Source organism: Paenibacillus sp. 1-8 (genome assembly GCF_056316205.1).
This window is the reverse complement of sequence record NZ_CM149995.1, coordinates 1,074,770-1,100,045: the sequence shown is the minus strand read 5'-3', so window position 1 is coordinate 1,100,045 and position 25,276 is coordinate 1,074,770. Positions and strand designations below refer to the sequence as shown.

Annotated in this window: 21 protein-coding genes; 3 read left to right on the top strand and 18 right to left on the bottom strand. The window is 46.9% G+C overall.

Features of this window, described 5'->3' with window-relative positions; genetic code table 11:
- Positions 1-458: 458 nt before the first annotated feature.
- The 5 genes from AC0WRU_RS05065 to AC0WRU_RS05045 all read right to left on the bottom strand — a co-directional run bounded on the left by AC0WRU_RS05065 (position 459) and on the right by AC0WRU_RS05045 (position 3,936).
- Positions 459-935, bottom strand: coding sequence for a hypothetical protein (locus AC0WRU_RS05065; RefSeq protein WP_476127485.1), 477 nt, complete (start codon positions 933-935; stop codon positions 459-461).
- Positions 935-1,381 (bottom strand): hypothetical protein, encoded by a 447-nt coding sequence (locus AC0WRU_RS05060; RefSeq protein WP_476127484.1) that lies wholly within the window; start codon positions 1,379-1,381, stop codon positions 935-937. Before AC0WRU_RS05060 ends, AC0WRU_RS05065 begins: the two co-directional genes overlap by 1 nt.
- Positions 1,382-1,532: 151 nt before the next feature.
- A complete protein-coding gene (locus tag AC0WRU_RS05055) occupies positions 1,533-2,774 on the bottom strand; it encodes an IS110 family RNA-guided transposase (protein ID WP_476127483.1) in 1,242 nt (413 codons plus the stop codon).
- A 131-nt stretch (positions 2,775-2,905) separates the two neighbouring features.
- Positions 2,906-3,148, bottom strand: coding sequence for a hypothetical protein (locus AC0WRU_RS05050; RefSeq protein ID WP_229523046.1), 243 nt, complete (start codon positions 3,146-3,148; stop codon positions 2,906-2,908).
- Between the two features lie 11 nt (positions 3,149-3,159).
- Positions 3,160-3,936 (bottom strand): recombinase family protein, encoded by a 777-nt coding sequence (locus AC0WRU_RS05045; RefSeq protein WP_476127482.1) that lies wholly within the window; start codon positions 3,934-3,936, stop codon positions 3,160-3,162.
- A 175-nt stretch (positions 3,937-4,111) separates the two neighbouring features.
- On the opposite strand from AC0WRU_RS05045, the gene AC0WRU_RS05040 reads away from it, so the two are divergent.
- Entirely contained in the window at positions 4,112-4,321 is a 210-nt protein-coding gene (locus tag AC0WRU_RS05040) for a helix-turn-helix domain-containing protein (RefSeq protein WP_061828714.1), read from the top strand.
- 519 nt (positions 4,322-4,840) lie between these two features.
- Here AC0WRU_RS05040 and AC0WRU_RS05035 read toward each other — a convergent pair.
- The 10 genes from AC0WRU_RS05035 to AC0WRU_RS04990 all read right to left on the bottom strand — a co-directional run bounded on the left by AC0WRU_RS05035 (position 4,841) and on the right by AC0WRU_RS04990 (position 17,813).
- Entirely contained in the window at positions 4,841-5,464 is a 624-nt protein-coding gene (locus AC0WRU_RS05035) for a helix-turn-helix domain-containing protein (protein ID WP_476127481.1), read from the bottom strand.
- A 522-nt stretch (positions 5,465-5,986) separates the two neighbouring features.
- On the bottom strand, positions 5,987-6,460 hold the full coding sequence (locus AC0WRU_RS05030; RefSeq protein WP_476127480.1) for a hypothetical protein: 474 nt from the start codon (positions 6,458-6,460) through the stop codon (positions 5,987-5,989).
- Positions 6,461-6,466: 6 nt separating this feature from the next.
- Entirely contained in the window at positions 6,467-9,739 is a 3,273-nt protein-coding gene (locus AC0WRU_RS05025) for a CdiA C-terminal domain-containing protein (RefSeq protein WP_476127479.1), read from the bottom strand.
- Between the two features lie 20 nt (positions 9,740-9,759).
- Positions 9,760-10,188: a DUF4280 domain-containing protein gene (locus AC0WRU_RS05020; RefSeq protein ID WP_025682337.1), complete on the bottom strand. Its 429-nt coding sequence runs from the start codon at positions 10,186-10,188 to the stop codon at positions 9,760-9,762.
- A gap of 15 nt (positions 10,189-10,203) precedes the next feature.
- Positions 10,204-11,628, bottom strand: coding sequence for a hypothetical protein (locus AC0WRU_RS05015; protein WP_476127478.1), 1,425 nt, complete (start codon positions 11,626-11,628; stop codon positions 10,204-10,206).
- Complete coding sequence (locus AC0WRU_RS05010; protein WP_476127477.1) at positions 11,616-12,296, bottom strand: hypothetical protein; 681 nt, start codon at positions 12,294-12,296, stop codon at positions 11,616-11,618. Before AC0WRU_RS05010 ends, AC0WRU_RS05015 begins: the two co-directional genes overlap by 13 nt.
- Before the next feature lie 510 nt (positions 12,297-12,806).
- Positions 12,807-13,718 carry an AraC family transcriptional regulator gene (locus AC0WRU_RS05005; RefSeq protein WP_476127476.1) on the bottom strand — a complete coding sequence of 304 codons (912 nt, stop codon included), beginning with the start codon at positions 13,716-13,718 and terminating at the stop codon, positions 12,807-12,809.
- Between the two features lie 109 nt (positions 13,719-13,827).
- Positions 13,828-15,231, bottom strand: a complete 1,404-nt coding sequence (locus AC0WRU_RS05000; RefSeq protein ID WP_476127475.1) for an NAD-dependent malic enzyme — start codon at positions 15,229-15,231, stop codon at positions 13,828-13,830.
- A gap of 235 nt (positions 15,232-15,466) precedes the next feature.
- Positions 15,467-16,222, bottom strand: coding sequence for a response regulator (locus AC0WRU_RS04995; RefSeq protein WP_476127474.1), 756 nt, complete (start codon positions 16,220-16,222; stop codon positions 15,467-15,469).
- Positions 16,215-17,813 carry an ATP-binding protein gene (locus AC0WRU_RS04990; RefSeq protein ID WP_476127473.1) on the bottom strand — a complete coding sequence of 533 codons (1,599 nt, stop codon included), beginning with the start codon at positions 17,811-17,813 and terminating at the stop codon, positions 16,215-16,217. Before AC0WRU_RS04990 ends, AC0WRU_RS04995 begins: the two co-directional genes overlap by 8 nt.
- 87 nt (positions 17,814-17,900) lie before the next feature.
- On the opposite strand from AC0WRU_RS04990, the gene AC0WRU_RS04985 reads away from it, so the two are divergent.
- Positions 17,901-18,935: a DctP family TRAP transporter solute-binding subunit gene (locus AC0WRU_RS04985; protein WP_476127472.1), complete on the top strand. Its 1,035-nt coding sequence runs from the start codon at positions 17,901-17,903 to the stop codon at positions 18,933-18,935.
- Positions 18,936-19,049: 114 nt separating this feature from the next.
- Positions 19,050-20,351, top strand: a complete 1,302-nt coding sequence (locus AC0WRU_RS04980) for a dicarboxylate/amino acid:cation symporter (RefSeq protein ID WP_476127471.1) — start codon at positions 19,050-19,052, stop codon at positions 20,349-20,351.
- A 227-nt stretch (positions 20,352-20,578) separates the two neighbouring features.
- Here the strand turns inward: AC0WRU_RS04980 and AC0WRU_RS04975 are convergent, their stop codons facing one another.
- The 3 genes from AC0WRU_RS04975 to AC0WRU_RS04965 all read right to left on the bottom strand — a co-directional run bounded on the left by AC0WRU_RS04975 (position 20,579) and on the right by AC0WRU_RS04965 (position 25,047).
- The gene (locus AC0WRU_RS04975) at positions 20,579-21,235 is read right to left on the bottom strand and encodes a DJ-1/PfpI family protein (RefSeq protein ID WP_476127470.1); all 657 of its coding nucleotides are present in this window, start codon (positions 21,233-21,235) and stop codon (positions 20,579-20,581) included.
- A 250-nt stretch (positions 21,236-21,485) separates the two neighbouring features.
- Entirely contained in the window at positions 21,486-23,330 is a 1,845-nt protein-coding gene (locus AC0WRU_RS04970; RefSeq protein ID WP_476127469.1) for an ABC transporter ATP-binding protein, read from the bottom strand.
- Entirely contained in the window at positions 23,311-25,047 is a 1,737-nt protein-coding gene (locus AC0WRU_RS04965) for an ABC transporter ATP-binding protein (protein WP_476128577.1), read from the bottom strand. The genes AC0WRU_RS04970 and AC0WRU_RS04965 overlap by 20 nt, the downstream gene beginning before the upstream one ends.
- Positions 25,048-25,276 lie beyond the last annotated feature (229 nt).

Sequence of the window (25,276 nt, the reverse complement as noted above, 5' to 3'; positions counted from 1 at the left end):
TCCTTGTGTGAATGCTGGTGTGGTAACTTTCATTCTACACGAATCAGGCCATGGGCCCTTTTTTATTTATTTCCAGCGGGTGTCGCACTTCATATTACAATCCATCTTTTGAAAAATCGGTGAGAAAGCGAACATAACAAAAAACAGATTTATTATGGTGGTATCTGACCATAATCAGCCTGTTTAATGTAACGATATAGCGTTACATAGGTTATAAAATTAAAGCATTTGATGTGCGTACAACCGAAATGGCGAAATTTTCATACGGGTACTACATGGGTTATATGTGTTATTGGTTGAATAATGGGTTCATTCGGCACTGGGTGGGGTCTAGTACATCAGCCGCCGCCAACTATATCAGAGAAAGAAAAAGACCACAACACGGGCGGCTAGCTCGCATTGTGGCATTGTTGATTGTATTGCACACTCTTGTTACTGGAGCTGTAAACCAGCATAGGTTAGTTTTTCGGATTCTTATAACACCAATCTGGGTCATATGGCCTGCTAATAAATCTCTCTAAATCATGCACCGTATAAAACCATTCTTCTTCAATCCAAACAATCAACTGAGGATTAAGCTTTAAATATTCATATATTAATTTTAATACTATTTTTTCATTCTCGTAAATCTCATCAATAATTAATACATTGAAAAAAACTTTTCCATCATTCGTCCAGCTAAAATCCCTATATTGGTAATCAAGCGGTTCATCATAAACATCAACACTAATATTATTTTGCTCATTGTTTAAGTTTTGGTCAGAAGAACTGATACCCACGGAATAATGCTTTAATTTATTGTGACCATCAAACTCCTCAATACCTAGACTTAACTTAAACCTCAACCGAGTACAGATATCATTTAAATCTGAAAGCAATTTGTTAATTGGAATATAACTCTGCTCTTTTGCAAGAATAAATACTGACATTCCCATTATTTCAGCACCCTTCCTAGCTCCTCTATGGAGTTTACAATTGTAATACCTTTACTTTTTACATGTTCCAAATTTTTTAACGATGTTTTGCTTAAGTTTTCTAGCGGCTCATCAATATAGAGAATAATTTCCTTTTTATCAAAATTAAAAAATTCCGCATGATTTGGATTTACCAACCTATCAATTTGATCGGTTTTAATTGCAGATGCAGATTTTTTCACTTCTATAATTTGCTTTTGGGTAACAACATCTAGGTCTGTCGCTCTCTTTCCCATAGTTACATTTGTAATTTCCACACCAAAGCCTGTAACTCCAACCTCTTGGTTTATATATCCTCCAACCTTGCCCTCTATTGCCTTACCAGCATTGTTACTATTTTTAGCACTTTCAATTGCATTTGGTATATTTTTAGGATTCTGTTCAACCCATTTAATAGTATTACTCAAAGGATTTGTAAATTCAACTTCTATCCCCTTATTAGTTTTAATTTTTATTGGTTCATTGAATTTAGGTACATTATTACCCGTCCCCTAAGTTGTAATCTTAAAATTGGGAATAAAGAAGGTGGTAACCGTTTTTCCAATTACCACCATTATATCAGCTTGCTTGACGCTCTGTTAGACTTGCCGCCCTATACTCTGTCTTATGCTTCATCATGCTGTAGATGATGTTTACAAGCCTTCTCATGACGCATATCAGGGCTTGCTTCTTGGTCTTGCCTTCTGCTAGCTTCCGTTGGTAAAACTCGTACATGAGCGGATTACGCTGTGTCTTGTTCTTTCCCTTGGCGACTTGGATTTGCTGAACGGCTAGGTTATGGAAGATGGCATTCAGTACACGATTGCCTTGTCCACTGGCTTGATCTTTGCCCTTGCCACCCGAACTAAAGCGGACAGGTGCGATTCCGGCAAAACGGGCTAGCTTGTCAGCGTTAGAGAATCGACGAATATCTCCGATTTCAGCAATCAGTTCCGCCGCTGTAACGGTGCTAATTCCATCCATCGACTCTAGCCTGTAATCAGTCTCTGCCAATACCACCCGAAGCTGTTCCTCGATTTGCTTGATAAGTTCTCGACTTCTCCGCATATCCTTGACCATATTGACGATAAGAAAGTCTCTGTATTCTTGGAAGTTCCGCTTTGTCTCGCCGTCCTGCTTCACCAAATCCAGTATTTCTTCTGCCTTACGGGTCGAACAGGTGTTATGACTCGCTTCACGTAAATACTCTGCCAGTTCATCCACTCCCACCGTCAACGCTCGATGTGGTGCAGGATACTTCTCCCAGAAGGCAAGTGCCGCTTTCCCGTCGATGTCACAAAAGAATTTCTTGTAGGACGGATAGTGATAGCTTAATTGTTGGTGCATTTGATTCTTCAAGCCACTGGCATGTTTGACGATGGCGTTCCGCCTCGCTACCAGTTGACCTAATGTCCAGTACAAGTCTTGCGGATTCGCATCCGGCAATTCATCGAGTCTTGCAAGGAGTACCTTGGCGATGCAGAATGCATCCCAACTGTCGCTCTTTTGCGTAGTCGCATGGCTCATTCGTTCGCTGTAGGACAGAGCAGAATTCACTTCCTTAACGATTTGCTTCTTCTCGACTAGATGGACGGCTAAGGCTCTGCCGTTGCCGCCCGTATCTTCTAACCCATATACAGGGGTCAAGCCTTTTGCCGTATGCTTCTTGACGAACTTCATCAGGTCATCGAATGCAGACGGTTTATTCTCAATCTGAATCTCACCAAGCCGCTCGTTCCAACAGTTGATGATGACCGCCGTATGGTGGGCTTTATGTAAATCCAGACCGACATAGATGTGATACTGCTTGTAATGACTCAAAAGACTTCACCTCTGATTACGGATTCTGTCGTGACTCAGGTAAAGAATAGGGGCAACCTCAGTTCAAGCGTTACTCTTTCGAGCCGCAATGGGACGCAAGCCTCTCTATTCCTTGCCTTGAAAGTCACAAGTTATTTCAGTTCAAAAGCCAGATATGCTTTTAACAATTTCAAATGTAGAAGTTCCAAACGTACCTTGTCTTCCAATTGGTGAATGGTTAGCAGTACTTCTTCTGCCATCCGCCGATCAAAAATTTCGCCAAATCGGTATATATGGTCAAATATCGCATGTTGGCATTGTTCCAATGTTTCGAGTTTCTTGTAATAGCTGTCTTCTTGTTCGACGTAGCCATTGTAGATTTCCATCTGCTCCATGCCTCCACCGCCTATATAATGGCTTGATGAAGCCCATTGGCTTCAATGCCACCGTAGAGATAAGTACCTTCGTACAACGGGCGGCGATCAAGGATACGTTTAATCTGTACCTTTGTAAACTTCTTGCCCTGTTGAGTTGTAAAGCCATCATCGTTCATCTGATACGCTAATTCCGACAATGACCAGTCGGGGAATAATTCCTTGAGTTCAAATACTCGCTGTACAGCGGTAGCTTCATCGAGATTAATTTCGATTGCCTTCTGACCTTTCTTCGCTTTGTAGCCGAACGCCGCCCGACCTCCTGCGTAGCCGCCTTGCTGTGCTTTCTTGTTGCGTCCTCGACTTAACTTCATCGAGATTTCAAGCCGTTGGTATGCGTCAAGCAGTTCCATAAGCCCATTGATTAAGAAATCGGATGGGTCTTTCTTGTAGATGCTGTAAGTCGGTTGTTCAATGCTACGAACATCCACGCCATGTTTTTTGAACTCTCGATGAACGAGAACTTTCACGATGTCAGACCGCCAGAGACGGCTTGTATTGAGTACGACAACTGCATCAATGGTTTGAGTAGACAGGGCTGATAACATGTCCTGAAAGCCGATTCTGTCAACCTCAAGCGTATCCTCATCAATCTTCGCCCCACTGATTCCTTCGTCAGTAAAAATGTGAAGTAAGTTCCATCCTTGTTCCTGACAGTAGGAACGAATTTCGTCTTGTTGGTACGATAAACTGTAGCCGTCTTTGGCTTGTCCTTGTGTCGATACTCGAACATATCCGATGACGTTCATGCTATTTCCTCCCCACCGTTACGATAATCAGAATTTACGTTACTCTTTAAGGTTTAAACCCTTAAGAGTATTATATCTGATTCCAATATACCACTCTTAAGCGTATAGTACAATGTGTTTCTGACCATACTGTGCTATACTTAATGTATTTACGCTTAAAGGTAATGGAGGAACTATGAAAATTCGTATCCGGTTACGAGAGATACTAGCGGAACGCGGTATTTCACAACGACAATTTGCCCTTTCGATGGACATGAGGATTGCGACAATTAATCATCTCTGTTCCGATTCTGTAGACAGAGTTTATATCCGCACGTTGGAACAGATTTGTGAAGCATTGGATATTACCGTTGACCAACTTATTGTCTCAGCAGAAGACGAGTAGGGTTGCATCAACCTCATATGCCTTCTATAAGGCTCGTAGAGCCATGCTACTATTTTCGCCACCCACTTATTGTCAATGCATCAAAACGCCTGTAAAAGCTTCCTTTGCATTTTCAGAGCCATTGAGCGAGCCGTCCGACAGGGCGGAGCGGCGGCGGAACTCCATCTTTGACTCTTGAGTAAAGTATCTATAAAGAGTTATCCGCCGTCTTTACCCTCCGTCCAAAAATCAAGAAGCTCCCCCCGAAATCGCAGACCGCCAACGGCGTGTCTGCTGTTTCTTTTTCAAGTGATTCTTAGCTTGATTCTTCTTGAATTGAATCTTATTTATGATTCTTATTAGTGAGACTATCGGACGGTTCACAACAGACTCTACGTCTACGATTCAGACTCTCTGTCTAGCATTGCCGACTCTCTGTCGAAATCATAGACACAGAGTCTATAGCCTTGATTTCTTGCCTTGAACCGACCGTGTGACGGCTATCTGGACAGAGAGTCCGCTGAAATAAGAGACTCTCCATTATGCTCCGTTGACATCTGGCGGAAATCGCTTGGCAAATGCGGTCATCAGGAACTGCGTGTAACTAGCCAATGTTTCCGTTTCAGCGAATTTGTCCATCGGCAAGCGTCTTTCATGAAGTTTTTGGAGTCGGGCGGTATATGCCATGTAATCGTCACTCTTTACGACTTCCTGAATCCACAGCGTCAGTTCTCTCTCGTTTACCTGCTTCCTCACACTTCCAATGAACTCATGAGTCTTCTCTGACACGAGCAAATAAGGATGAACGTGAAGATAGTTCGGCAGGTAGTACGTATTATTCTTGCTCTGACTCACCAGAATCAGCTTTTTCTCTGCCAGTTTTGCAATATGACGCTCTACGGACTTGGAACTGCATCCTAGATTTCGGGCAATCATCTCAATAGTGGGGTAGCACTGGCTCTGGTCGCTCATATACGCGACAATATCGACGAAAATCAGCTTCTCATACGGACTTAAACCGTAACACCGATGGATTTTATGCGGCAGGATGGTATACCCCTTGTGATGCCCTGTAAAGTTACTCTCCTTGGCAACATCATCCATGTACGCATTAGCGGCTTTATTATTCTTAACGAACCAGAAGTCGTTGTACTTCGTTTTCATCTGCAATTCCTTCCTTCTTGTGCTGTTATGCCGCTATCGGGCGGCTATGGAGTAGGGAAGGCGGCTAGCCCGAAACGTCTCCTTACCTGTCTATGTCAACTGGTCGTCACCAGATTTGTTTATTCACGATAACCATCGCGGCAAGTAGTCCATTCGTTGTGGACAATATGCAGATAAGTCCTGACAATATTAATGGTCGGGCTATCCATCCAAGAAGGTGCGATGGTTTAGACAGCTTATCTATCGGGGCGGCGTATTCTACAGTTGCAAGTAAATTTGAAAAAAACGCAAGAAAACGAAGATAACAAAAAACAGGTCAATTATGATGGTATCTAACCATAATCAACCTGTTCAACGTAACGGAATAGCGTTATTTAGGTTATAAAATTAAAGCATTTGATGTGCGTACAACCGAAATGAAGAAATCTTTATACGGGTATTACATGGGTTATATGTGTTATTAGTTGAATGATGGATTCATTCGGGACTGGGTAGCCCCACAGATTGACTCACATTTACATCTTAGTTTGACAATTCTTTTTCAATGTAAGGACGGTCAAGTAGACTAAGTAGACTTGTGGTTAAATATTTCGTCTGATACTGGTCTAAAGCGTTATTGACAATTAGCTGACCATTCTCAATTCTAAGCAACTGAGCTGAACCATCTTCTAGAAATAATAGATTTCCATCAATATGTCTTATAAGCCTTCCCATAATTTTAAACAAAAGCTCTAGTCCTTGATAAAACGTATTGCCAAATAATTGAATTCTGATGCAAACATTTACATCTAAGTTATAATGATTTCTAACAAAAGCGATATCAGAAATATCTTCAATTTCAAGAGCCAATGAAAATAGCTCAGACCCAATAACTATTTCCTCATCGTTACAACTCAATGATGCCTTCTTGTTCGCATACTCAGTCGTAAATCTTTCCAGCATCTCACCTAATGAATTATTACTTACATTAGATAGTAAAAACAATTCATAATCCATTCACTTCTATCCCCCAAATACTCGTGTAATTTCCCCATCTTTCACAATAGATAGTTCTTTTAAGTTCTTCAAATCACCGTTTGGATTTGCTTTTCTTAAAATCCCTTGAATAATTTCGGCGACTTTTTCAGAAGGGAACTGATCTAAATTTAGAACTATTCTTTCTGCTTGTGTTTTAGTCTTTTTTGCTGTGTTTCTAAGAATGTTATCTACATTTGTTTCTATTGTTGGTGCATAACAGTCAAATACCTTACCTTCAATTAAGAAATCCGGATTTGACGACTCTTTTATTCCGTATCCATTACCACCGTTTACTTCATCTAGCATTTTAATGTCATAACCTTGATCTGCCATTAGATCGGCTGTTTCACTCTCTTTCTTAATACCGTGTGAGTCACCTTTTGTATAGTTTCCTTTAGGTTTTCCACCTTTAGGTAAAGAAGGTTCTGTTAGATTAACATTTCCCGTCCCCTTAGTCCCAAGTTTAACTTCTTGCTCGAGTATATTCTTCGATTGCTGTTTCACTGGGACACTATTCGAAATTATTTCCTCAGTTATTTGTTTCTTGCTCGACTGTGAGAAAAACTGTTTAAATTCTTCTGCACTTGGACCACGTTCTCCGCCTCGTCCATCAAATACAAAAGGACCTTCAGTCAGGTTAGTTAATGACATCCACCTTTGCTCTTCTTTAGATATACCTTCTTTATTCGATAAAATCAAAAAGTCGCCAGGATAACTTTTCTTCCAATCCTTATAATATTTTAAATCAGGATCACCATTTTCTTTGCGCACCACTTGATCTGCTGCCCAATAACTTCCTTCCGGTATATCAGGTCTGTAGTCCTCATTAACTGTTTTATGAACATACGTTCCACGAATCCCCCACTTCTTTTTATCTTCCTCAGTAGGCTCTATTCTTTCCTGTACACTCATCTTTCCCCAAGGTTGTTTTTGAGGTTGTTCAGTCTTTTTGGGCTTCCAGCCCGTTCTTACTTCAAGCGGAACTTTGTGATACTCCGTGTTCAGCTTGTCCATATTATGGGTTAGGTTTTTGATTAATTCCCCTAATGATCTGGAACTGGCGACGTTGCGGGCTGACGTCCATACTTTGCCTCTGTAAGCGGCGGCGTAGCGTTGACTGACGCCGTTCTTTTTATAAGCAGCTACCCGGCGGTTAAAGGCTGCGGCTTCCCGCGCCAGATTCCTTCCGCCCAGCACAGCCCAGCCTCCTGATGGCACGCCTGCCAGCATGGATAAACCAGCGGCCGCATACTTCAAGGCACGGGTTGGCCCTCCCTTGGCAACGTCGCGGCGAATGGAGGTGAGCTTGCTGCTCACTATCCGCGCAGGCGTTCCCAATACGGGAACCGTACCGATGATACTTAGCGCCTTCTGAGCTACGTTCAGTATCCCTCCAAGCAGGTTTGCCTTCGGCGATGCAGAAGCAGCGGGGGAAGTATTTGCCTTCCCAGCCTTGCTGCTGCCCGAACCCTGTTCGCTCGGAGAACCTCCCCCTGCTCCGCCAGTACTCTTCGGCGCATGGGCGGCCTGATACGCCTTGATCGACATCAGCGGCGGTTCTGGCACGGGTTCCAGATCAGCGACGAAAACCGGACGCTTGATTATCCCATCCAGCTTCACTCGCGACGAACGAATATCCGTCTCTCCGTCTATCACCATACTGCTGCTGCCTGCTTGCAAATAAATGGCCTCGTTTGCCGTAATGTCCAATGTGTCCTCCGCGTGGATCGTTAGCCCCCGTTTGGCTGCAATTGACAGCGCATGGTCACTGTGTACCTGTATTCCCTTCGCATCAAGTGAAATATATACGCTATTCATTTTAGCTGATACCAGCAACTCTTGCGCGCTTAGCTTAACCAGCTTGTCATGAGGAGTGCCCCAGTATTTAATGTCCGGATTGCCCAACTCGGGTACAGGCTTGCCACTGCGCCTCACAGACCCGGCTGCAAAACCATCCGACTCCTGCAAGGTCGGGAACTGTACCTGCACCATGTCTCCTTTTTCGGGCATCACAAACCAGCCGCTATGGCCCTCTGCACTATAGCCTGTTGCATAGGGGAACCAGCATGCCTTTTCCCGTTCCTGTACAGCATCTATGGTAAGATGTACACGAACCTGATCCCGCTCAACTTCCAGTACCCGACCCTCTAGGGAGGCTCCCCTCACTGAACCGTTCCAGATAGGCTTTTGTCGAATTTCATCTTCAGAAACCAGTGTATAGGTATGTAAAAACAACCCCCGGTCCATCCGGGACACGATATCCGCAACGAGCAGTTCCTTGCCTTTAAAAGAGAGTACATCTCCGGGGCGGAAATATCGTGCACTTTCCACAGTATAGGACGTACCATAGGGGGTGTTGGCTTCGTTATGGCGCATACCACCTATTTGAATCCCCGGCTGTCTATGCCACAGGTCTGCTCCCCCAGGCAATGCTCTACCCATGAAGCCATCCACGCTGACAGCAGATAGCCCCTCACTGCTGCTTGAATCACTCCAAAAATATTTTATTCCGTCGTCCACAGGCCCCGATCCTGGAAGAGGGCCGCCAAGGATTGCTTCGGCTTCGTACACCGACGATGCTCCATATGACAAATCGTCCCCGTCAGAAAAAGCTCCATCTGCGTCGACAAAGCTTTTTCTTGAGTGATACGGGACCTCATCCAGTGTTGCGGGTCGTCCCTCGGGAATACCGAACCAGAACTTGGGGCCATCTGCGACAGCCTCAGGCACAAGCACAGCTCCAAATCTGGAAGCCATCCTTTTCAAAAATGCCCAGTCTGTTTCTCTGTACTGCAATGTCAAAGCGCCCAGTTGGGTATCCCCGCTGACTGTATCGATCACATCTGATCCTGTATAACCAGCAAGCACCTGCTTCAGCAGCTGCCCATACGTCATGGTATGATCTTGAAAGGACCGGGTCACGGGCCTCACATCGAGTTGAATCGTATGCGATATGGCCTCTAACTGCACATAATGAATGCCGTGTACCCGCTTCAGCGTGATACGCGTCATTTGTCCATGGAACAACGTACGCAGCCGCTGGCCATCCTTGTCCTTTTCGATGACTTCAACCGGTTCGGCTTCACTCTCCAACTCCATAAACCGTTCCTGCTTTTCCTCCGGCACGATGCCACTTACTACCAAACGCACATGATCACCTAATCTGCGCTCGATGCGAATGTCTGTCATGGTTTGCAGCGGAACTTTACTTAGCAATTCCACATGACGGTAACCGGATGTTTCCTGCACCTTGTCCATTTGATGAGAAACCCCCACTATCAGTCCAGATTCTGCCCGTCATTTTCAATCGTTATTGCTCCGCAATACAGGCAGGTATTGGTACAATGCTCCAGCAAGGCAGGCTGTCCCTCGACGAGCACATCCTGCTTGCCCCCAATCCAAGGTCGAAGAATGACCGGAACACAAGGCGCCTTCTTCACACCGAAAATGTCCACCATCTGACTATTTTGAACCGCCGGATTGGCCGGGCTAAAACAGTTCCCGAACCCAGAAATATGAACTCCCGGTTCGTGATCCCCCACATTCATCTGGGCCTTGTCCTTGATGTAAACACCGTGGCTAAGCGGACGCTTGAGCCGGGTGGGTTGTGTACCGCAATTGCATTTCAAAATAGCCCCTGCAACCACATATCCTTTTTTTGCACCTGATCCGGCCTGGATGGTCATGGGTGCTTTTTCTTTTGTCATGGTCTGCTTCCTCCGTCAATTCGTTTTGACCTCGCTGCCAACGACCGATGTGTCACCACCGAGTGTAATATGACTGCTGCGGCTGGACAGGTTGATTTCCTGACCAGCGGAAATGGTTACCTTTTGACCTGCCTCCATGTGGATATTACCGCCTGCCGAAAAATGAATATGTTTGTTGCTCACCATATGAATACCGTCACCTTGGTTCAGCTTGATGAAAACAGCACCGTCCTTGCCGGTAATTACCACCTCGTCCGGTGTCAATCGGATTTCCTTACCATGAGGCGTTCGGAATATTTTTACGTCCGGATGCTTCAAGTCGTTGTGACCGCCATCCCCCCGATCCTGCCGGGCCGAGCTACTGGCGATGCCCTCATCATCATGATGGTTCGGGAAATAAATACGCACTTTATCCCCCAGTTCAGGCATCACATACCAGCCGCTGTGCCCCTCAGCGCTATACCCTGTTGCATACGGAAACCAGTGGGCTGTATTTTTGTCCTGCTCCGGGTCGATATCCAGATGTACTTTAACCCGATCACGTTCGACAGCAATCACTTTTCCCTCCAGAGACAGACCCGTTAGCTGCTCGTTATAATACGTTTTCTGTCGCAACCCCTTATGTGTCGTCAAGGTATATGTGTGCAGCAGCACGCCCTGGGTCATACGAGTTTGTGCCTCGTATACATATAGCGTTTTGCCACGGAATTGGATTTCATTGCCCAGTTCCAGCAACTGTTCTGTTTCAACGGTGTAATCGAGAAAATCCTGCTCATCCACCGAGGCAGTATCATTTCCTGCAAAGTAGCGATATGCCGAGATTCTTTTGCTTACCGTGTAATGATAATTGTCCAGTTGAACGGCTGCTCCGCTTTCCTCAATGCCAAAATGGAACTTTGGGGTATCAAATATGGCCGCGGGCATAAGGGAGGTATGGTAATAGGAAGCCAGCCGCTTGAGAAAAGCCCAATCAGTCTCGCGGTACTGCACCCACATCCGCCCGATCGACGCTCCCCCGGTGGCCGAATCCATGATGTCTAAGCTAGGATAAAGAAGCGAAATACGACGCAGCAGTTCATCCACCTTCATATTTTTGTCCTGAAAAGAATGACTTTGGGGGCGTACATCCAGCCTGTAGGTATGCGACACAGCCTCTACCTCCAGGTAGTACACATCTCGTACCGCCTTCACTTCAATTGCCAGCACTGTTCCGCTAAACAAGGGAACCTCTGTGCCATCCTCTGCCAGCTGCGAGATTCCAACAGGTGAGTCAAATTTGGTCATATCCACATAAGTGTCTTTTAGTTCCTCCGGCACGATAGCGGTAAAACGCAACCGGGTATGGTCATTTAGACGCTTAACCAGATAGAGCTCCTGTACATTGATAAGCTGATAAGGCGTGATTTTCAGATTAGAATAGGTGGTGCTTATCTGCTCCATGTTCCTTCTCCTTCAGCCTCACTAGGCAGGATTTTTAGTGTGGTCATCATACGTTGAGCGACCGGACGCCATGTGTCCATACGTTCCTCCGTACAGTTAAATGAGCATATAAGCGCATGCCCTTCCAGAACTGCAAAAAAGGTCAAATTATACAGACGCGTATTCAAAGCCGGAGTCATAAATTCACAGTATCCGACCCGTCGTCCGTGCACCTTGTACATACCGTCTGCATACCATTCCGTCAACTTTTGCGTGTGGTGCAAAATGTAGATCATCTCGCTGGTGAACTCCTCTAGCTCCTCATCCATCAGTTCGCTTGCTGTCAGGTTAAAAGAAAAATTGATCTCCCCAGTTGGATCGGTCAAAATGAGCGGTGGACGATAACTCGAAGGATATTTAAGTTCGATCTCCCGCTCGCCCATCTCGGTGAATGTTCGGGGCAACCACATCGAAATTTTGTCGTTTAGCAAAGGACGTTCTGCAAAAGCAATTCGTTCTCCGTCCAGCATCATAAGTGGATGAAGCTCCATTTCCCTTTTCTCCAGTTCCAAGCTGCTCTCAGACTCTATGTAATTGTGTAAATCCGATTTTGGAAGACCTGATCCACCTTTTTGTTCCTTCCGTGCCGCATTGATCATGGCTACAATTTTCTCATCCATATGTCCCATCGTCGATAAATACTCCTTTATATGTCTAATCTTGATACTCATTTTATGGAATTTTTTAACACAATTGAATCAAAAGAACCATTTGAATTCCAATTTATCCCTTACATTATAGGTATCATACGGAGTGTCTTTGTTATTGTCAATTTATAACTATTATAAGACAAACAAGATATTAGACCTATTTTCATGCATAAAAATGAAAGATTTACTATGATTCAGATTCTTTTTACCCAGAGTAAGCATCCATATTTGTGAAAACACGTCTTCATTTACATAGAAACAAAGGTAATTTACCTATATTCCTCTTAAATTTAATATAATCATATGAATTTTAACTCCCAAAAAATGATTCTTTAGAACCTGAATCAAATTTCCTATTTCCGAGATTAATAGCGAATAATTAACGGATTTCTATGGCCTTACGATCATTTTCAAATCAAAAAAAAGCTCCCTTCTCTGTCAGGTGAGCTCCTCAGGAATAGGTATTAAATTGAAAGTTTTATAGTGAATTCAGCCTCTTTCCTCCTCCGCATAGTTCCACACATGGCGTTCCACAGCAGAGCGGTATTCAACGGGCGTCTTGCCTGTGTGCTTTTTAAACAACATATGAAAATACTGCCTGCTGCCCACACCTACGTAATCGGCAATTTCCTGAATGGGAATGTCCGTTTGCTGAAGCAGCATTTGGGCCTTGTCCATTCGCAGCATCGTTAAATACGCGGTAAGCGTTTGTCCAGTATGTTTTTTGAAAATACGGTGCAAATACCCCGGGTGCAGATTCACGGCTGCTGCCATGTCCTTAACCACAATATCCCGGTCATAGTTCAGATGGAGAAATTCAAGGCACCGTTTGATATACAGATCCATTTGCTGCGTGTTGCTACGTTCGGCCTCTTCCCGTAGACGTGCAATTCGTACTAGCAATTGCATAAAAAGCAGCTCTGCCATTGCACCCGGCTGTTCTTTTCGTTGGTCCAGCTCCAGCACGAGACTTTTCAGCGCATAATATACCTCTTCCGGGTCCGATAGTACCAGATACGGGAATGGACGCGACATGAGGGCTGTGACCTCCTGCTCCTCCGCTGCCATTTGTCGGATAGACGGCCCTACCCTCACCCCCTCCGTAAAACCAAACTCTACGTTCAGCATCCGGCACGGTTGATCTCCCTCCACCACCAGCCGGTGCGATACGCCAGCGTCCAGCATAATAAACTCGCCTTTACGCAGCGTGATGCTTTCTTCCGCATTTCCTCCCGTTTGTACATCCACCCTGCACAAGCCGGAGATCATGTACATGATTTCGGTAGAATGATGATCATGGTAAGGCATGGTATAGTCATGCCATTGCTTGTAATAGTAAGCAAAAAAACGGGGAATATAATCCCCGTCCCGTAACCGTTGCTCAAACAAACTTCCGTTCATCCCCGCACCTCCGTAAAATAGATAAGGCTAACATGGCAACTTATCTGCAACCGCTCTATTTTCACAGTTTAACAGACCGAACCATGTTATTCTATTTTGTTCCATCGGACTATCTGAAATCTGGCGGGATACGACGGGCCGTTCCGGTCAAAATAGCGGCCTCAATCACAGCATATCTCACCTTGGTAACAACCTGCTCATTGAATATGCTTGGGATAATGTATTGCTCGTTTAATTCCCGTTCGCTCACAACGGCTGCAATGGCGCGGGCGGCGGCTAATTTCATCGGCTCGTTAATACGGCGTGCGCGGCAATCGAGCGCTCCTCTGAAAATTCCCGGAAATACAAGCACGTTGTTGATTTGATTGGGATAGTCACTGCGTCCTGTCGCAAACACGCGAACATGCGGTATCGCTTCTTCGGGCGCTATCTCCGGATGCGGGTTGGCCATAGCAAAAATGATACTATCCGCGGCCATGCGCTGAACATCTTGGGCATTCAGCAGGTCCCGCCGGGATACGCCAATGAACACGTCCGCATCACGAATGACTTCTTTTAACGTGCCTGGCTTCGGCTCCACTTGAGGCTGATCCGCCAGCCACTGCCACATCGGATGGGAATAGGTCCCGCCACGTACAATAGCTCCATCCCGGTCTACAGGCACAAGCCGGCTTACACCGGCGGCGAGTAGCATTTTGCATATTGATACACCGGCGGCGCCGATTCCGTTCACAACGATTCGAACGTTTTCAATTCGCTTATTAACGACTTTCAAGGCATTCAGCAGGCCTGCAATCACCACGACCGCCGTGCCATGCTGATCATCGTGAAAGATAGGAATATCCAGCTCCTCGGCCAGCCGGGTTTCGATCTCGAAGCAGCGTGGGGAACTAATATCCTCTAAATTAATTCCCCCGAAAATAGGACTGATCGCCTTAATCGTACGGATGATTTCCTCCGTATCCTTCGTATCCAGACAGATAGGAAAGGCGTCGACTCCGGCGAGTTGCTTAAACAGCATCGCCTTGCCTTCCATCACAGGTGCAGCCGCATGCGGGCCGATATCGCCAAGCCCCAGCACTGCGGTACCATCGGTTACAACCGCGACCGTATTCCGTTTTATGGTCAGCGAGTACGCTTTTTTAGGATTCTCATGAATGGATGTGCACACCCGGGCCACCCCTGGAGTATACACCCGCGACAGATCATCCCGATTTTTGATCGGCAGGTTGGGTTGGATTGATATTTTACCCCCCAGGTGCGCAAGAAACGTGCGGTCAGAAACGTTAATGAGTTGAATGCCTGCTAACGATTTGAGTGATTCGATGAGCGAAGTCTCCGCTATTTCAGCGACATGGACGGTGATGTCACGAACGGACGAATCCTGTCCGGGACGAATAACATCAATGGAAGTAATGTCTCCCCCAGCGCGGCTGATGGTTGATGCGACATCACCGAAGTTTACTTTGGAATGAACAAGCTCCAATCGAAGAATCAGACTATTAAAGGCCACGGTACATCCGCTCCTATTCTATTCATAGCACGTGTGCGGCCCAAAGGCAGACACATGTACTGTTCGTGTCCAGACGGTAACAGACACAATATGGTACAGCCAAAAAGTCGAACACTCAGGTAGTTGCCAGCTGCACCTCAGCACTCCCCTTTTCGTCTGAACATAATCATGTAGCTCCCCTGCTTTTACATGTTACCGCTTTCATAAAAGCCTTGGGAAGCTTTTGTTCATATTGTTACTTATGGTCATTTTGATCACGTAGCAGCTCATACCGATTAACCGGACGACCGACTCCACCGTAATTTACGACAAGACGCACGATCCCTCTTTTCTCCAGATAATCCAGGTATCTTCTTGCCGTTACACGGGCAATCCCTACTCCCTCCGCGGTTTCTTCAGCAGACAGCTTGCCGCCATGCTGCTCCATGACCGCAAGCACCTGCTTCAAGGTGGCAGCATTCAAGCCCTTTGGCAGCTCATCGTAAGACATCGCCCATTCCTCGTACACTGGAGTAGGGACTACCGCTTCCTTGGCTGCTTCTCCATTTTGCATAATGAGGTCCAGCTCTTCCTGGGTTCCTACTTCTTCTGCCCATAATCCGGCCTGCTGTACCCGGTAACGCTCCAATGTATGGTGGATACGCTCTACCTTGAACGGCTTCATGATATAATCGAACGCTCCGTTTCGCATCATTTCACGGATCGTCTCCGTATCCTTCGCGGCGGTCACGACAACTACATCTACAGGCAATCCCATAGAACGGATGCGCTGCAAGGTCGTTATCCCGTCCAGCGACGGCATGAACACGTCAAGAAAAACCAGATCAGGCTTTAGCTCCTCGATCAGCTCCAACCCCCGAAGCCCATTGGAAGCCAGACCTACGACTTGGAACCCTTCAACCTGTTCGATAAACTGCCGATTCACCTCTTGTACCATCGGATCATCCTCGACCAGCAGCACACGAAAATGTGATTTAATAGGTTTACTCATCGTCGCTCTCTCTCTCCTTTAACGGAAATAGAATCTCTATCGAGGTTCCCAAGCCAAGGGATGACTCGCATGTCAGGCGGCCGTTCCCCTTGGTGACAATCCCGCTCAGTAAATGCAGCCCCATGCCGCGGCTCTCTCCGTCCTTGGTTGTAAATCCGCGGTCGAGCATTCGTTTCTTCGTGGTCTCCGACATTCCACAACCGTTATCCTCAACCAATATGGACATATATTCGTCATCCTGCTGGATGCTGACATAAATCTCCTTGGAGCCGACTTCTGTATCCGCCAGTGCATCAAAGGCATTCTCCATTAAATTTCCGAGTAACAGAACAAAATCATGTCGGTCAATCAGCCGGGGAAACTGATTCATTCTGCTGTCAGGATCAATCCTAATATCAATGCCAAGCTCTTTACCACGGCTAATTTTACCCAATAGCAGACCTGCAACTCCGTCATCATCGAAATGCTGTTGAAGGAAGCGTGTAATCTCCTCCTGTTGTTCGGTCACCTCGAACAGATAGCTCAAAGCCTCATTCTGCTGCCCAAGCTGGAGCAAGCCGGCGACGGTATGCATTTTGTTCATATGCTCATGATTTTGTGCACGAAGCGCATGAACAAACTCTTTGACACCTGTGAGCTCCTCGGCCATTCTCGTCACCTCGGTCTTGTCCTGAAATATGGAGATTGCCCCCATCGTAACTCCCCGTTCGCGAATGGGAATTCGGTTGCTCCAAATAATAGTTCCGCCAATTTTTAGCTCCTGGCTCAAAATTGCGACTCCCGAATCCAGCACTTCCGGCAAACGAGTATCCGGGATGACCTCACGGATCGGCAATCCCGTTACATCACGGTGCACATCGAAAATTTGTTTGGCCCGTTCGTTGAAAATCGTAATGATGCAGTTGCGGTCAATGGCAATGACGCCCTCGTGCATCGCCTGAAAGGCGGCGCTTCGCTCACGAAACATTCTCGCAATCTCCTGCGGCTCCAGATTGAACATCTGGAGCTTAATATGACGGGCCAGCAATGCAGAGCCAATCACCCCAAACATCAGCGACAGCAACGAAGTCATGACGATAGATTGTTTCTCCTGACGGATAATCTCCGTCACACTTGGCAGCAGGCCGCCCGCCACGACGACGCCCACCTGCTCCGAGGAAGCATTCATAATCGGCACAAAGGAACGCAAGCCGATGCCCGCTTCGCTGCGCACTTTGGAGACATACGTATGTTCAGCAAATGCGGCATCATCATCCCGAGCCTCAAACGTTCCGCCGATTCGCTCCGAAAGCGGATGAGACAGCCGTTTGCGGTTCATATCAAGCACGATGATATAAGCCGCATCGTTTAATATCCGAATTTTGTCCGCCATAGGTGCAATCACGGCAGAAGCATTGGGGTCGTCAATTCTTTCCACTACGTCCGGCAGGTTCGCAACCGTCTGAGCTGTAATCGTAAGCCGCTGTTTGAGTTCTTCTTCCTTGAGCCGGGTGGCGCTACCGAACAGAAAAAGACCGCCGATCAAAAGAGAAAAAAGAACGACTCCAAATGAAAGTATCATTATTTTCCAATATATGCGAAGTCTGTTCATCCTCTTCACCTTCCCTTTAAACCGTTTACCTTTGAATATCATTGTGGAATAATGGGACTAAAATAGCAACAGATGGGAGGTTACTTTGTGAAAAGAGCTGCTGGATTTGGTGTTTTGCTCGTACTGGGTATCCTAACGGCTTATGTGATCGGTTTTCAAAAGAATTTTGGTGAAGAGCTCCCTTATGATAATGAATTTACCGGTCTTAAAGATCGGATCGTGATTAAATTTAGCCATGTGGTGGCGGAAAACTCGCCCAAAGGACTGGCCGCCGCTTATTTTGCACAGCGGGTGAAAGAAAAATCCAACGATCGGATTGAGATTCAAGTGTTCCCAAATGGAATGCGCTATTCAGAAACCACGGAAGTTGCTGCACTTCAACGGGGAGAAATCCAGATGATCGCTCCTTCGTTTTCCAATTTGAATGCGATTGATCCAGCCTGGCTCGTGATGGATCTTCCGTTTGCCTTCGAGGATCAGGCTGAAGTCGATCAGGCATTGAACGGAAAATTGGGCAAGCGGTTATCGCAAACACTTGATCCCTTTGGAATGAAAGGCGTCGCTTTCTGGTCAAACGGCTTTCGGCAAATGACCAACAACGCCCATCCACTCAGCACACCCACAGATTTTACGGGCTTGAAATTTCGTATCCAGCCAAGCCGGGTGTTGGAACGTCAGTTTGAAGCGCTTGGAGCATCGACCCTTAGCACTCCTTTTAATGAAATATACCACAGCCTGGAGACGGGCACGGCAGATGGACAGGAGAACACGATATCCAATATCCTTACCAAACGGTTTTACCAAGTGCAACGCTATATGACCATCAGCAACCACAGCTATCTGGGTTATGCCGTCGTATTTAACAAATCCTATTGGGGTCGCCTCCCAAATAGCGCTAAGCTGGTGCTGCAAGAGGCACTTGAGGAAACGACGCGTTGGAACAAACGGGAAACAGATGAAAATGCGGATCGACTTAGCCAGTTGCAGCAGACTGGAGACATTAAAATTACCCACCTGTCCGAGGGTGAGCGTAAGCTTTGGAGGGAAAAACTGCGCGTACTCTATCAGGAGTTCACTCCCATCATCGGGTCGGACCTGATGGATATGATTCAAGGACCATAAAGACCAAAAAGAACGTTATGACCGTATTCTTGTTTGCCAAGAACGCAGCTTTTACACTGGGGATACAAAAATAAAGCGTTTTCAAAAACCAAAAGAAAGCGAGAGCGTATCCCTATGAAACTGAGAATTAATTTTAAAAACTTGACGGTTCAGGTCGTTATCGCTATTGTTCTGGGCATTCTTCTTGGCCACTTTTTTCCTGCAACAGGCGAAAAGCTCAAAATACTCGGAGACTCCTTTATCAAGCTCATTAAGATGGTCATCGCACCCATTGTATTTTTTACAGTTGTACACGGGATTGCCAGCATGGGAGACATGAAGAAGGTCGGTCGCATCGGCGGAAAGGCCCTTCTCTATTTTGAAATCGTTACCACAATTGCGCTGGCTATTGGTCTAATCGTTGTTAATCTGGTAAGACCGGGAGCGGGCATTGATGTGAGCAAAGCAACCGGAGACGTATCTCAATATGCTCAAAAAGCAGCGGAATCAAGTCATGGGCTCGTTGATTTCATCGTCGGCATTATTCCTGAAAATGTAGTGAGCGCTATGGCAGGCGGAGATTTACTGCCTATCCTGTTCTTTGCCATCCTCTTCGGGCTGTCACTGACGGCCATGGGGGAGCAAGCCAAACCCGTCATTGTCCTGTTCGACAAGCTGTCGCACGCCTTCTTTGGCATCGTGAATATGATCATGAAATTGTCTCCAATCGCCGCATTCGGTGCCATGTCTTATACGATTGGTAAATTCGGCATTGGGTCGTTAACCTCTCTGGGCAAGCTGATGGGTTCCGTTTACCTGACCATGGCCTTATTCATTATCATTGTGCTCGGTATGATTGCTCGTATGTACGGTTTCAGCATTTTCAAGTTTATCGCTTATATCAAAGAAGAAATTTTGCTTGTACTCGGTACTTCATCCTCCGAGTCTGCCCTGCCCCGTATGATGGACAAAATGGAGAAATACGGCTGTTCCAAATCGGTGGTCGGCCTGGTCATTCCAACGGGCTATTCGTTTAACCTGGATGGTACGGCGATCTATTTGTCCATGGCCGCCATATTCGTAGCTCAGGCCTCCGGCGTCGATATGACCATATGGCAGCAGTTGACACTGCTTGGTATCCTCATGCTGACCTCAAAGGGAGCAGCGGGCGTCACGGGCTCCGGATTTATCACGCTGGCAGCCACACTCGCGGCGTTCCCTTCCATCCCGCTGGCCGGAATGGCGCTGCTGCTCGGTGTGGATCGCTTCATGTCAGAAGCGCGGGCCATCACCAATCTGATTGGTAACGGGGTCGCTACCGTCATCGTCGCCAAATCGGAAAATGAGTTTCATCCCGACAAGCAGCCAGAAATTGCTCCGGCATCGACTGAGCTTGAAACCCGTCCTTTAAACAGCCCGGTTACTAAATCTGTATAATAAAGTATGCTTTATAGTAGAGCCGGTATAAACAATTAAATGTGTTAAAAAAGAAGGAGCACTTACCGCTCCTTCTTTAGATATTTCTGTTACCAAATACCAACAACATTGAACGTTTAAGCCAAGTTAATACCGGAAGAGGTCTTGGTTAGATACCTTACACCTTATACCTTACACCTTAACCTACCCCAATACCGCTATTGAGAACGTACTGATTTATTCTTGATTTACACATTGGGTTCCCTTTTTGCAAACTCTTGTAACATACCTCTTATTTGTTCTACCAATAAAGTAGGCGCTTTCTTTGGTGAACCCGTGTCAAACGGAGGCTGAGGATCGTATTCCAAAATCAGTTGGACTCCTTTACCCATATCTTCTCCCAATTCCCATGCTATTAGTTGGAGTGCCATATCAATACCAGAGGAGACACCGGCTGCTGTAACGATTTTGCCCTGACGAACCACTCTCTCATCTGTTGGAATGGCTCCAAGAGATTGGAGCAGGTCTAAGGAACCCCAATGACTGGTGGCTACGATTCCATTTAACAAGCCTGCGGCGCTCAAAATCAAAGAGCCGTTGCAAACCGACGTGGTCCATTTCGTAGTTTCATGTATTTGGCGAATCCAATTTAACGTTTCTTCGTCATTCATTGGAGTTTTATAATTTGGCGGACTGCAACCTGGAACAACAAGAATATCAGCTGAAGTAACTTCAGAAAAACTGTAATCGGCATGCAAATAACCCATATTTGAGTCCAGCTTGATTAACCCTTTTTTCTTAGCGACAAACTTCACTTCACATTTCAGTGTAGCAGCAAATACATCGTATGGACCAATTGCATCTAATGCTGTGATTCCATCGAAAAGCATGATTGCGATTTTCATGATGATCTCTCCTCTGATGTGGGATTTTTTTCTTACACACTAATACTAACATACCCATAGGGGGTATGGGTATATAAAATATTGCGAAAACTTACCAGTGTAAAACCCTCTGTCCTCGACCGAGGTATCTTAATTTCAAACATCTCTTGTCACAAAAAGGCTTACTTAAAAAGGACTGCCCCAGGGTAGTCCTTTTTAGCATTATAAAGCTTCTACATCATGCCTACAAATCTGCTTATCCAGAGCCGGCTTAAGAGCTTTGCTTTCTCAACTGACCATAGTATAAATCACTGTAAAATCCTTTGTGGGCCAGCAGTTCATCATGTGAGCCCTGCTCATCCAAACGTCCATCCTTTAAAACGAGAATCCGGTCAGCCTGACGAATGGTATTCAGTCGATGCGCAATGACGAAGCTTGTTCGCCCCTGCATAAGCCGCTCCAGTCCTTCTTGTATTTTTATCTCAGTAATCGTGTCGATGCTGCTGGTTGCCTCGTCTAGTACGAGGATTGAAGGGTTGGCCAAAATAGCGCGGGCGATAGCCAATAGCTGTTTTTGCCCTTGGCTGATGCCGCTGCCGTTAGCCTCCAGCACCTTGTCGTATCCGTCCTTCATCCGCATGATAAAGGAGTGGGCATTCGCCAGCTTCGATGCTTCCTCTATCTCTTCATCGGTGGCATCCAGTCTGCCGAAGCGGATATTTTCGCGGATTGTCCCTTGGAACAAAAAGGAATCCTGTAGCACAAACGCCATGCGGGAGCGCAAGCTTTCACGCTGTATGGTGGTAATGTCACGTCCATCTAGCGTGATCATTCCCTTGTCGGGACTGTAAAAACGGGATATCAACTGGATCAGCGTCGTTTTTCCGGCCCCGGTCGGACCGACCAGTGCGATCATCTCACCCGGCTTGGCTTCAAAAGAGATACCTTTCAGCGTAGCACTCTCCTCATCATAGCCGAAGGAAACATCGGTAAACCGAACTGCCCCCTCTACATGCTCTACCTCCACTGCACCGCGTTCATCCTTGGACTCTTCATCCTCATCCAATATTTCGAATACACGCTCAGCTCCGGCAATAGCGGACAGTAGTGTGTTCCACTGGTTAGCCAGATCGTTCAGCGGTCTGGTGAACTGGCGGGCATACTCCACAAAGATGATGATTGTCCCGATGGTAATAGAGCCGTGAATGGCCAAAATCCCGCCGATCCCCGCTACAATGGCAAAGCTGAGATTATTCAGCCCGTTCATCAGCTTCGGAATAAAACCGGAAATCGTTTGTGCCCAGAAGCCCGACAGACGGATACGATCATTACGTTCGCCAAAGCCGCGAATAACTCTCTTTTCCTGCGAAAATGCTTTGATAATCTGCTGCCCGGACAGCGTTTCTTCAATATAACCGTTCAGTTCCCCCAGGTTCTTCTGGCGTTCCTTGTATAAAGGCCCGGTGCGGCGCGTAATCCAGCGCATCCCGACTGCCATCAGCGGCACCACGATAAAGGTGAGCAGTGTCATCAGCGGACTTAACCACAGCATCACCGTGAGCGTACCCACCAGTGTCAATATGCTCGAAAAAATCTGAATGGCTGAGCTATTCAGCGTAGAGCTGACATTTTCGATATCATTGGTCAGACGGCTCATGATCTCTCCCTGCTGACGTTTGCCGTAGAAAGGAATTGGTAGCCGATGCAAATGTGAAAACAGGTCGAAACGCATCCGGTACACAGTCTCTTGGGCGATTTCGATCATCCAGATATTTTGCAGCCAGGAGGTCAGCGAGTTGAGCAAATACACAGCCCCCAGCCCAATGAGAAAATAAATCCACGTGCGTCCGCCCGGACCTTCCAGAAAATCGTCCACTGCGACGCCGACCAAATACGGACCCATCAGAGCCAGGCCGGAACTGAGCAGTACCATGAACAGTACCAGCATCAGCTTGGCCTTGCGACGGGCCAGATACGCCCATGTCCGTCCTAACGTGCCGGACCAGTTCTTGGCCTTGGCCTTGGCCTTGCGGCGTCCCTCTGCTCCTGCCGGGTTCCGCAGCACACCGGACGGCGGTGTAGGCTGACGGAACGGATCAATGAGTTCCTTGAACATGCGACTCCTCCTTTCCGTATTGTGATTCATAGATGCGTCGATACAGCTCCGAACTGTCCATGAGATGCTCATGACTTCCACTCGCAGTCAGGCGCCCCTCATCCAGCAGTAAAATCTGATCTGCTGATGCGGTCGAGCTGATCTTCTGCGTAATGAGAAATGTCGTGCAGGACAGGCCATCGAGTGCATTCAGCAAAGCCGCCTCTGTCCGCACATCCAGCGCACTGGTGCTGTCATCCAAAATAAGCACCGCCGGATGGCGCACAAGTGCGCGGGCAATCGAAAGCCGCTGTTTCTGTCCGCCAGACAGATTGACGCCACGCTGCCCGAGCATCGTGTCATAGCCTTGCGGCAAGCGTTCAATCATATTATGGATCTGCGCCATACGAGCCGCTTCCTGAATCTGCTCCAGGCTGGCATTCTCCAGCCCCCAAGCGATATTTTCCCGAATCGAGCCTGTGAAAAGAAGCACCTCCTGCGGCACGTACCCAATGGCCTCACGCAGTATGGAAGCGTCCAATTCACGCGCGTCCTTGCCGTCAAAACGCACATGCCCCTCATCTTCTTCATACAAGCGCGTAATTAGCTGCACAAGTGAGGATTTCCCCGAGCCAGTGGCCCCCATAATAGCTATCCGCTCACCTGATCGCGCCCTAAAAGATATATCCTTTAGTACAGCCAAATCACTGCCCGGATAATGAAAGCTCACCCGGTCCATTTCCACCTGTCCCTCAATCCGTGTATGATGTGTTGGAACAGAATCCATCGCTCGCCCATCTTCATTATGTGTTTCCAATACCTCTCGAATCCGCGCCGTGGAAGCGGTCGCCCGGGAAAACACAACAACAATCCCCGACAAGGCAGACAAGGCTCCAATCGTCCGCAATGAATAATTGACGACAGCGACCACCTGTCCCACACTGGCATCCCCTGTTGCAATCTGACCCCGTCCGAACCAAAGCACAGCAATAATCCCTGCATTCATGGTAAACAAAATGAACGGCATCGTCGTTTCTGTCCAGCGCAAAGCGGAAACCGTCCCTTTCATCAATTCGCCCCCGTAGTGGGCAAAACGCTCGATTTCATGCCGCATCCGCACAAAAACCCGAATGAGCCGGATACCTGTCAGGTTCTCCTGAATCACCCCGTTAACATCATCCAGGCGACGCTGGACACCCTTAAACAAAGTGACCGTCCTCCGCATCATCACCAGCACAAACACGAACAGCACCGGGGCCATAACCGCCAATAGCAGCCCAAGCCTGAAATGTACAACCAGTGCCATCACAATACTGCCGATGACTACAAGCGGAACCCGTGTCATAAACCGCAGGCTCATAAACACCGTATCCTGTACTTGCGTGACATCCCCGGTCAGGCGCGTAATCAGCGACGAAGTGGAAAAACGTTTAAACACAGGATACGAAAAGGATTGCACTTTACGATACAGCTTTTCCCGCAAATCATAGCCGAAGCCCTGACTTGCATGTGAAGCAAAAAAAGAGCTGGATATGCCCGCCATAAAAGCGATAACGGCACTCCCCACCAGTACACTGCCCCATAACCAGACGACGGACAAATCCTGCTGCCGGATGCCCTCATCAATGATTTTGGAGATCAGATACGGTTGCGACAATTCCACCGTCAGCTCCAGCAGCATCATCACGAGCGCTGCGATGGCTGGAACCCGATATTTTTTTAGAAAAGAGAACATCATCCCCACAAGCATTCCTCCAATTGCCCAATAGCCGTCCTTCCAGATCAGCGTGTAATGGTTATAAGAATCGAACCTGCCTGCTGTAAAACCATATATACGCACTTTATACAGCACTATATTTTATTATACCCTTCTGAACGGCTTCGTTTAACCAGCAAATTGGAGACTCCGGTTGTGAAATTAAAAGATATACAAGAAAGCGTTCCAGTCACGGTCACACTTACCGGAC

Coding starts and splice junctions, on each gene's coding strand:
- AC0WRU_RS05020 (WP_025682337.1), bottom strand. CDS start 10,188: ATGACAAAAGAAAAAGCACCCATGACCATCCAGGCCGGATCAGGTGCA.
- AC0WRU_RS05040 (WP_061828714.1), top strand. CDS start 4,112: ATGAAAATTCGTATCCGGTTACGAGAGATACTAGCGGAACGCGGTATT.
- AC0WRU_RS04990 (WP_476127473.1), bottom strand. CDS start 17,813: ATGAACAGACTTCGCATATATTGGAAAATAATGATACTTTCATTTGGA.
- AC0WRU_RS05025 (WP_476127479.1), bottom strand. CDS start 9,739: ATGGACAAGGTGCAGGAAACATCCGGTTACCGTCATGTGGAATTGCTA.
- AC0WRU_RS04975 (WP_476127470.1), bottom strand. CDS start 21,235: ATGAAAATCGCAATCATGCTTTTCGATGGAATCACAGCATTAGATGCA.
- AC0WRU_RS05015 (WP_476127478.1), bottom strand. CDS start 11,628: ATGGAGCAGATAAGCACCACCTATTCTAATCTGAAAATCACGCCTTAT.
- AC0WRU_RS04970 (WP_476127469.1), bottom strand. CDS start 23,330: ATGTTCAAGGAACTCATTGATCCGTTCCGTCAGCCTACACCGCCGTCC.
- AC0WRU_RS04995 (WP_476127474.1), bottom strand. CDS start 16,222: ATGAGTAAACCTATTAAATCACATTTTCGTGTGCTGCTGGTCGAGGAT.
- AC0WRU_RS05010 (WP_476127477.1), bottom strand. CDS start 12,296: ATGGGACATATGGATGAGAAAATTGTAGCCATGATCAATGCGGCACGG.
- AC0WRU_RS05050 (WP_229523046.1), bottom strand. CDS start 3,148: ATGGAGCAGATGGAAATCTACAATGGCTACGTCGAACAAGAAGACAGC.
- AC0WRU_RS05065 (WP_476127485.1), bottom strand. CDS start 935: ATGGGAATGTCAGTATTTATTCTTGCAAAAGAGCAGAGTTATATTCCA.
- AC0WRU_RS05035 (WP_476127481.1), bottom strand. CDS start 5,464: ATGAAAACGAAGTACAACGACTTCTGGTTCGTTAAGAATAATAAAGCC.
- AC0WRU_RS05030 (WP_476127480.1), bottom strand. CDS start 6,460: ATGGATTATGAATTGTTTTTACTATCTAATGTAAGTAATAATTCATTA.
- AC0WRU_RS04965 (WP_476128577.1), bottom strand. CDS start 25,047: ATGATGTTCTCTTTTCTAAAAAAATATCGGGTTCCAGCCATCGCAGCG.
- AC0WRU_RS05005 (WP_476127476.1), bottom strand. CDS start 13,718: ATGAACGGAAGTTTGTTTGAGCAACGGTTACGGGACGGGGATTATATT.
- AC0WRU_RS05045 (WP_476127482.1), bottom strand. CDS start 3,936: ATGAACGTCATCGGATATGTTCGAGTATCGACACAAGGACAAGCCAAA.
- AC0WRU_RS04980 (WP_476127471.1), top strand. CDS start 19,050: ATGAAACTGAGAATTAATTTTAAAAACTTGACGGTTCAGGTCGTTATC.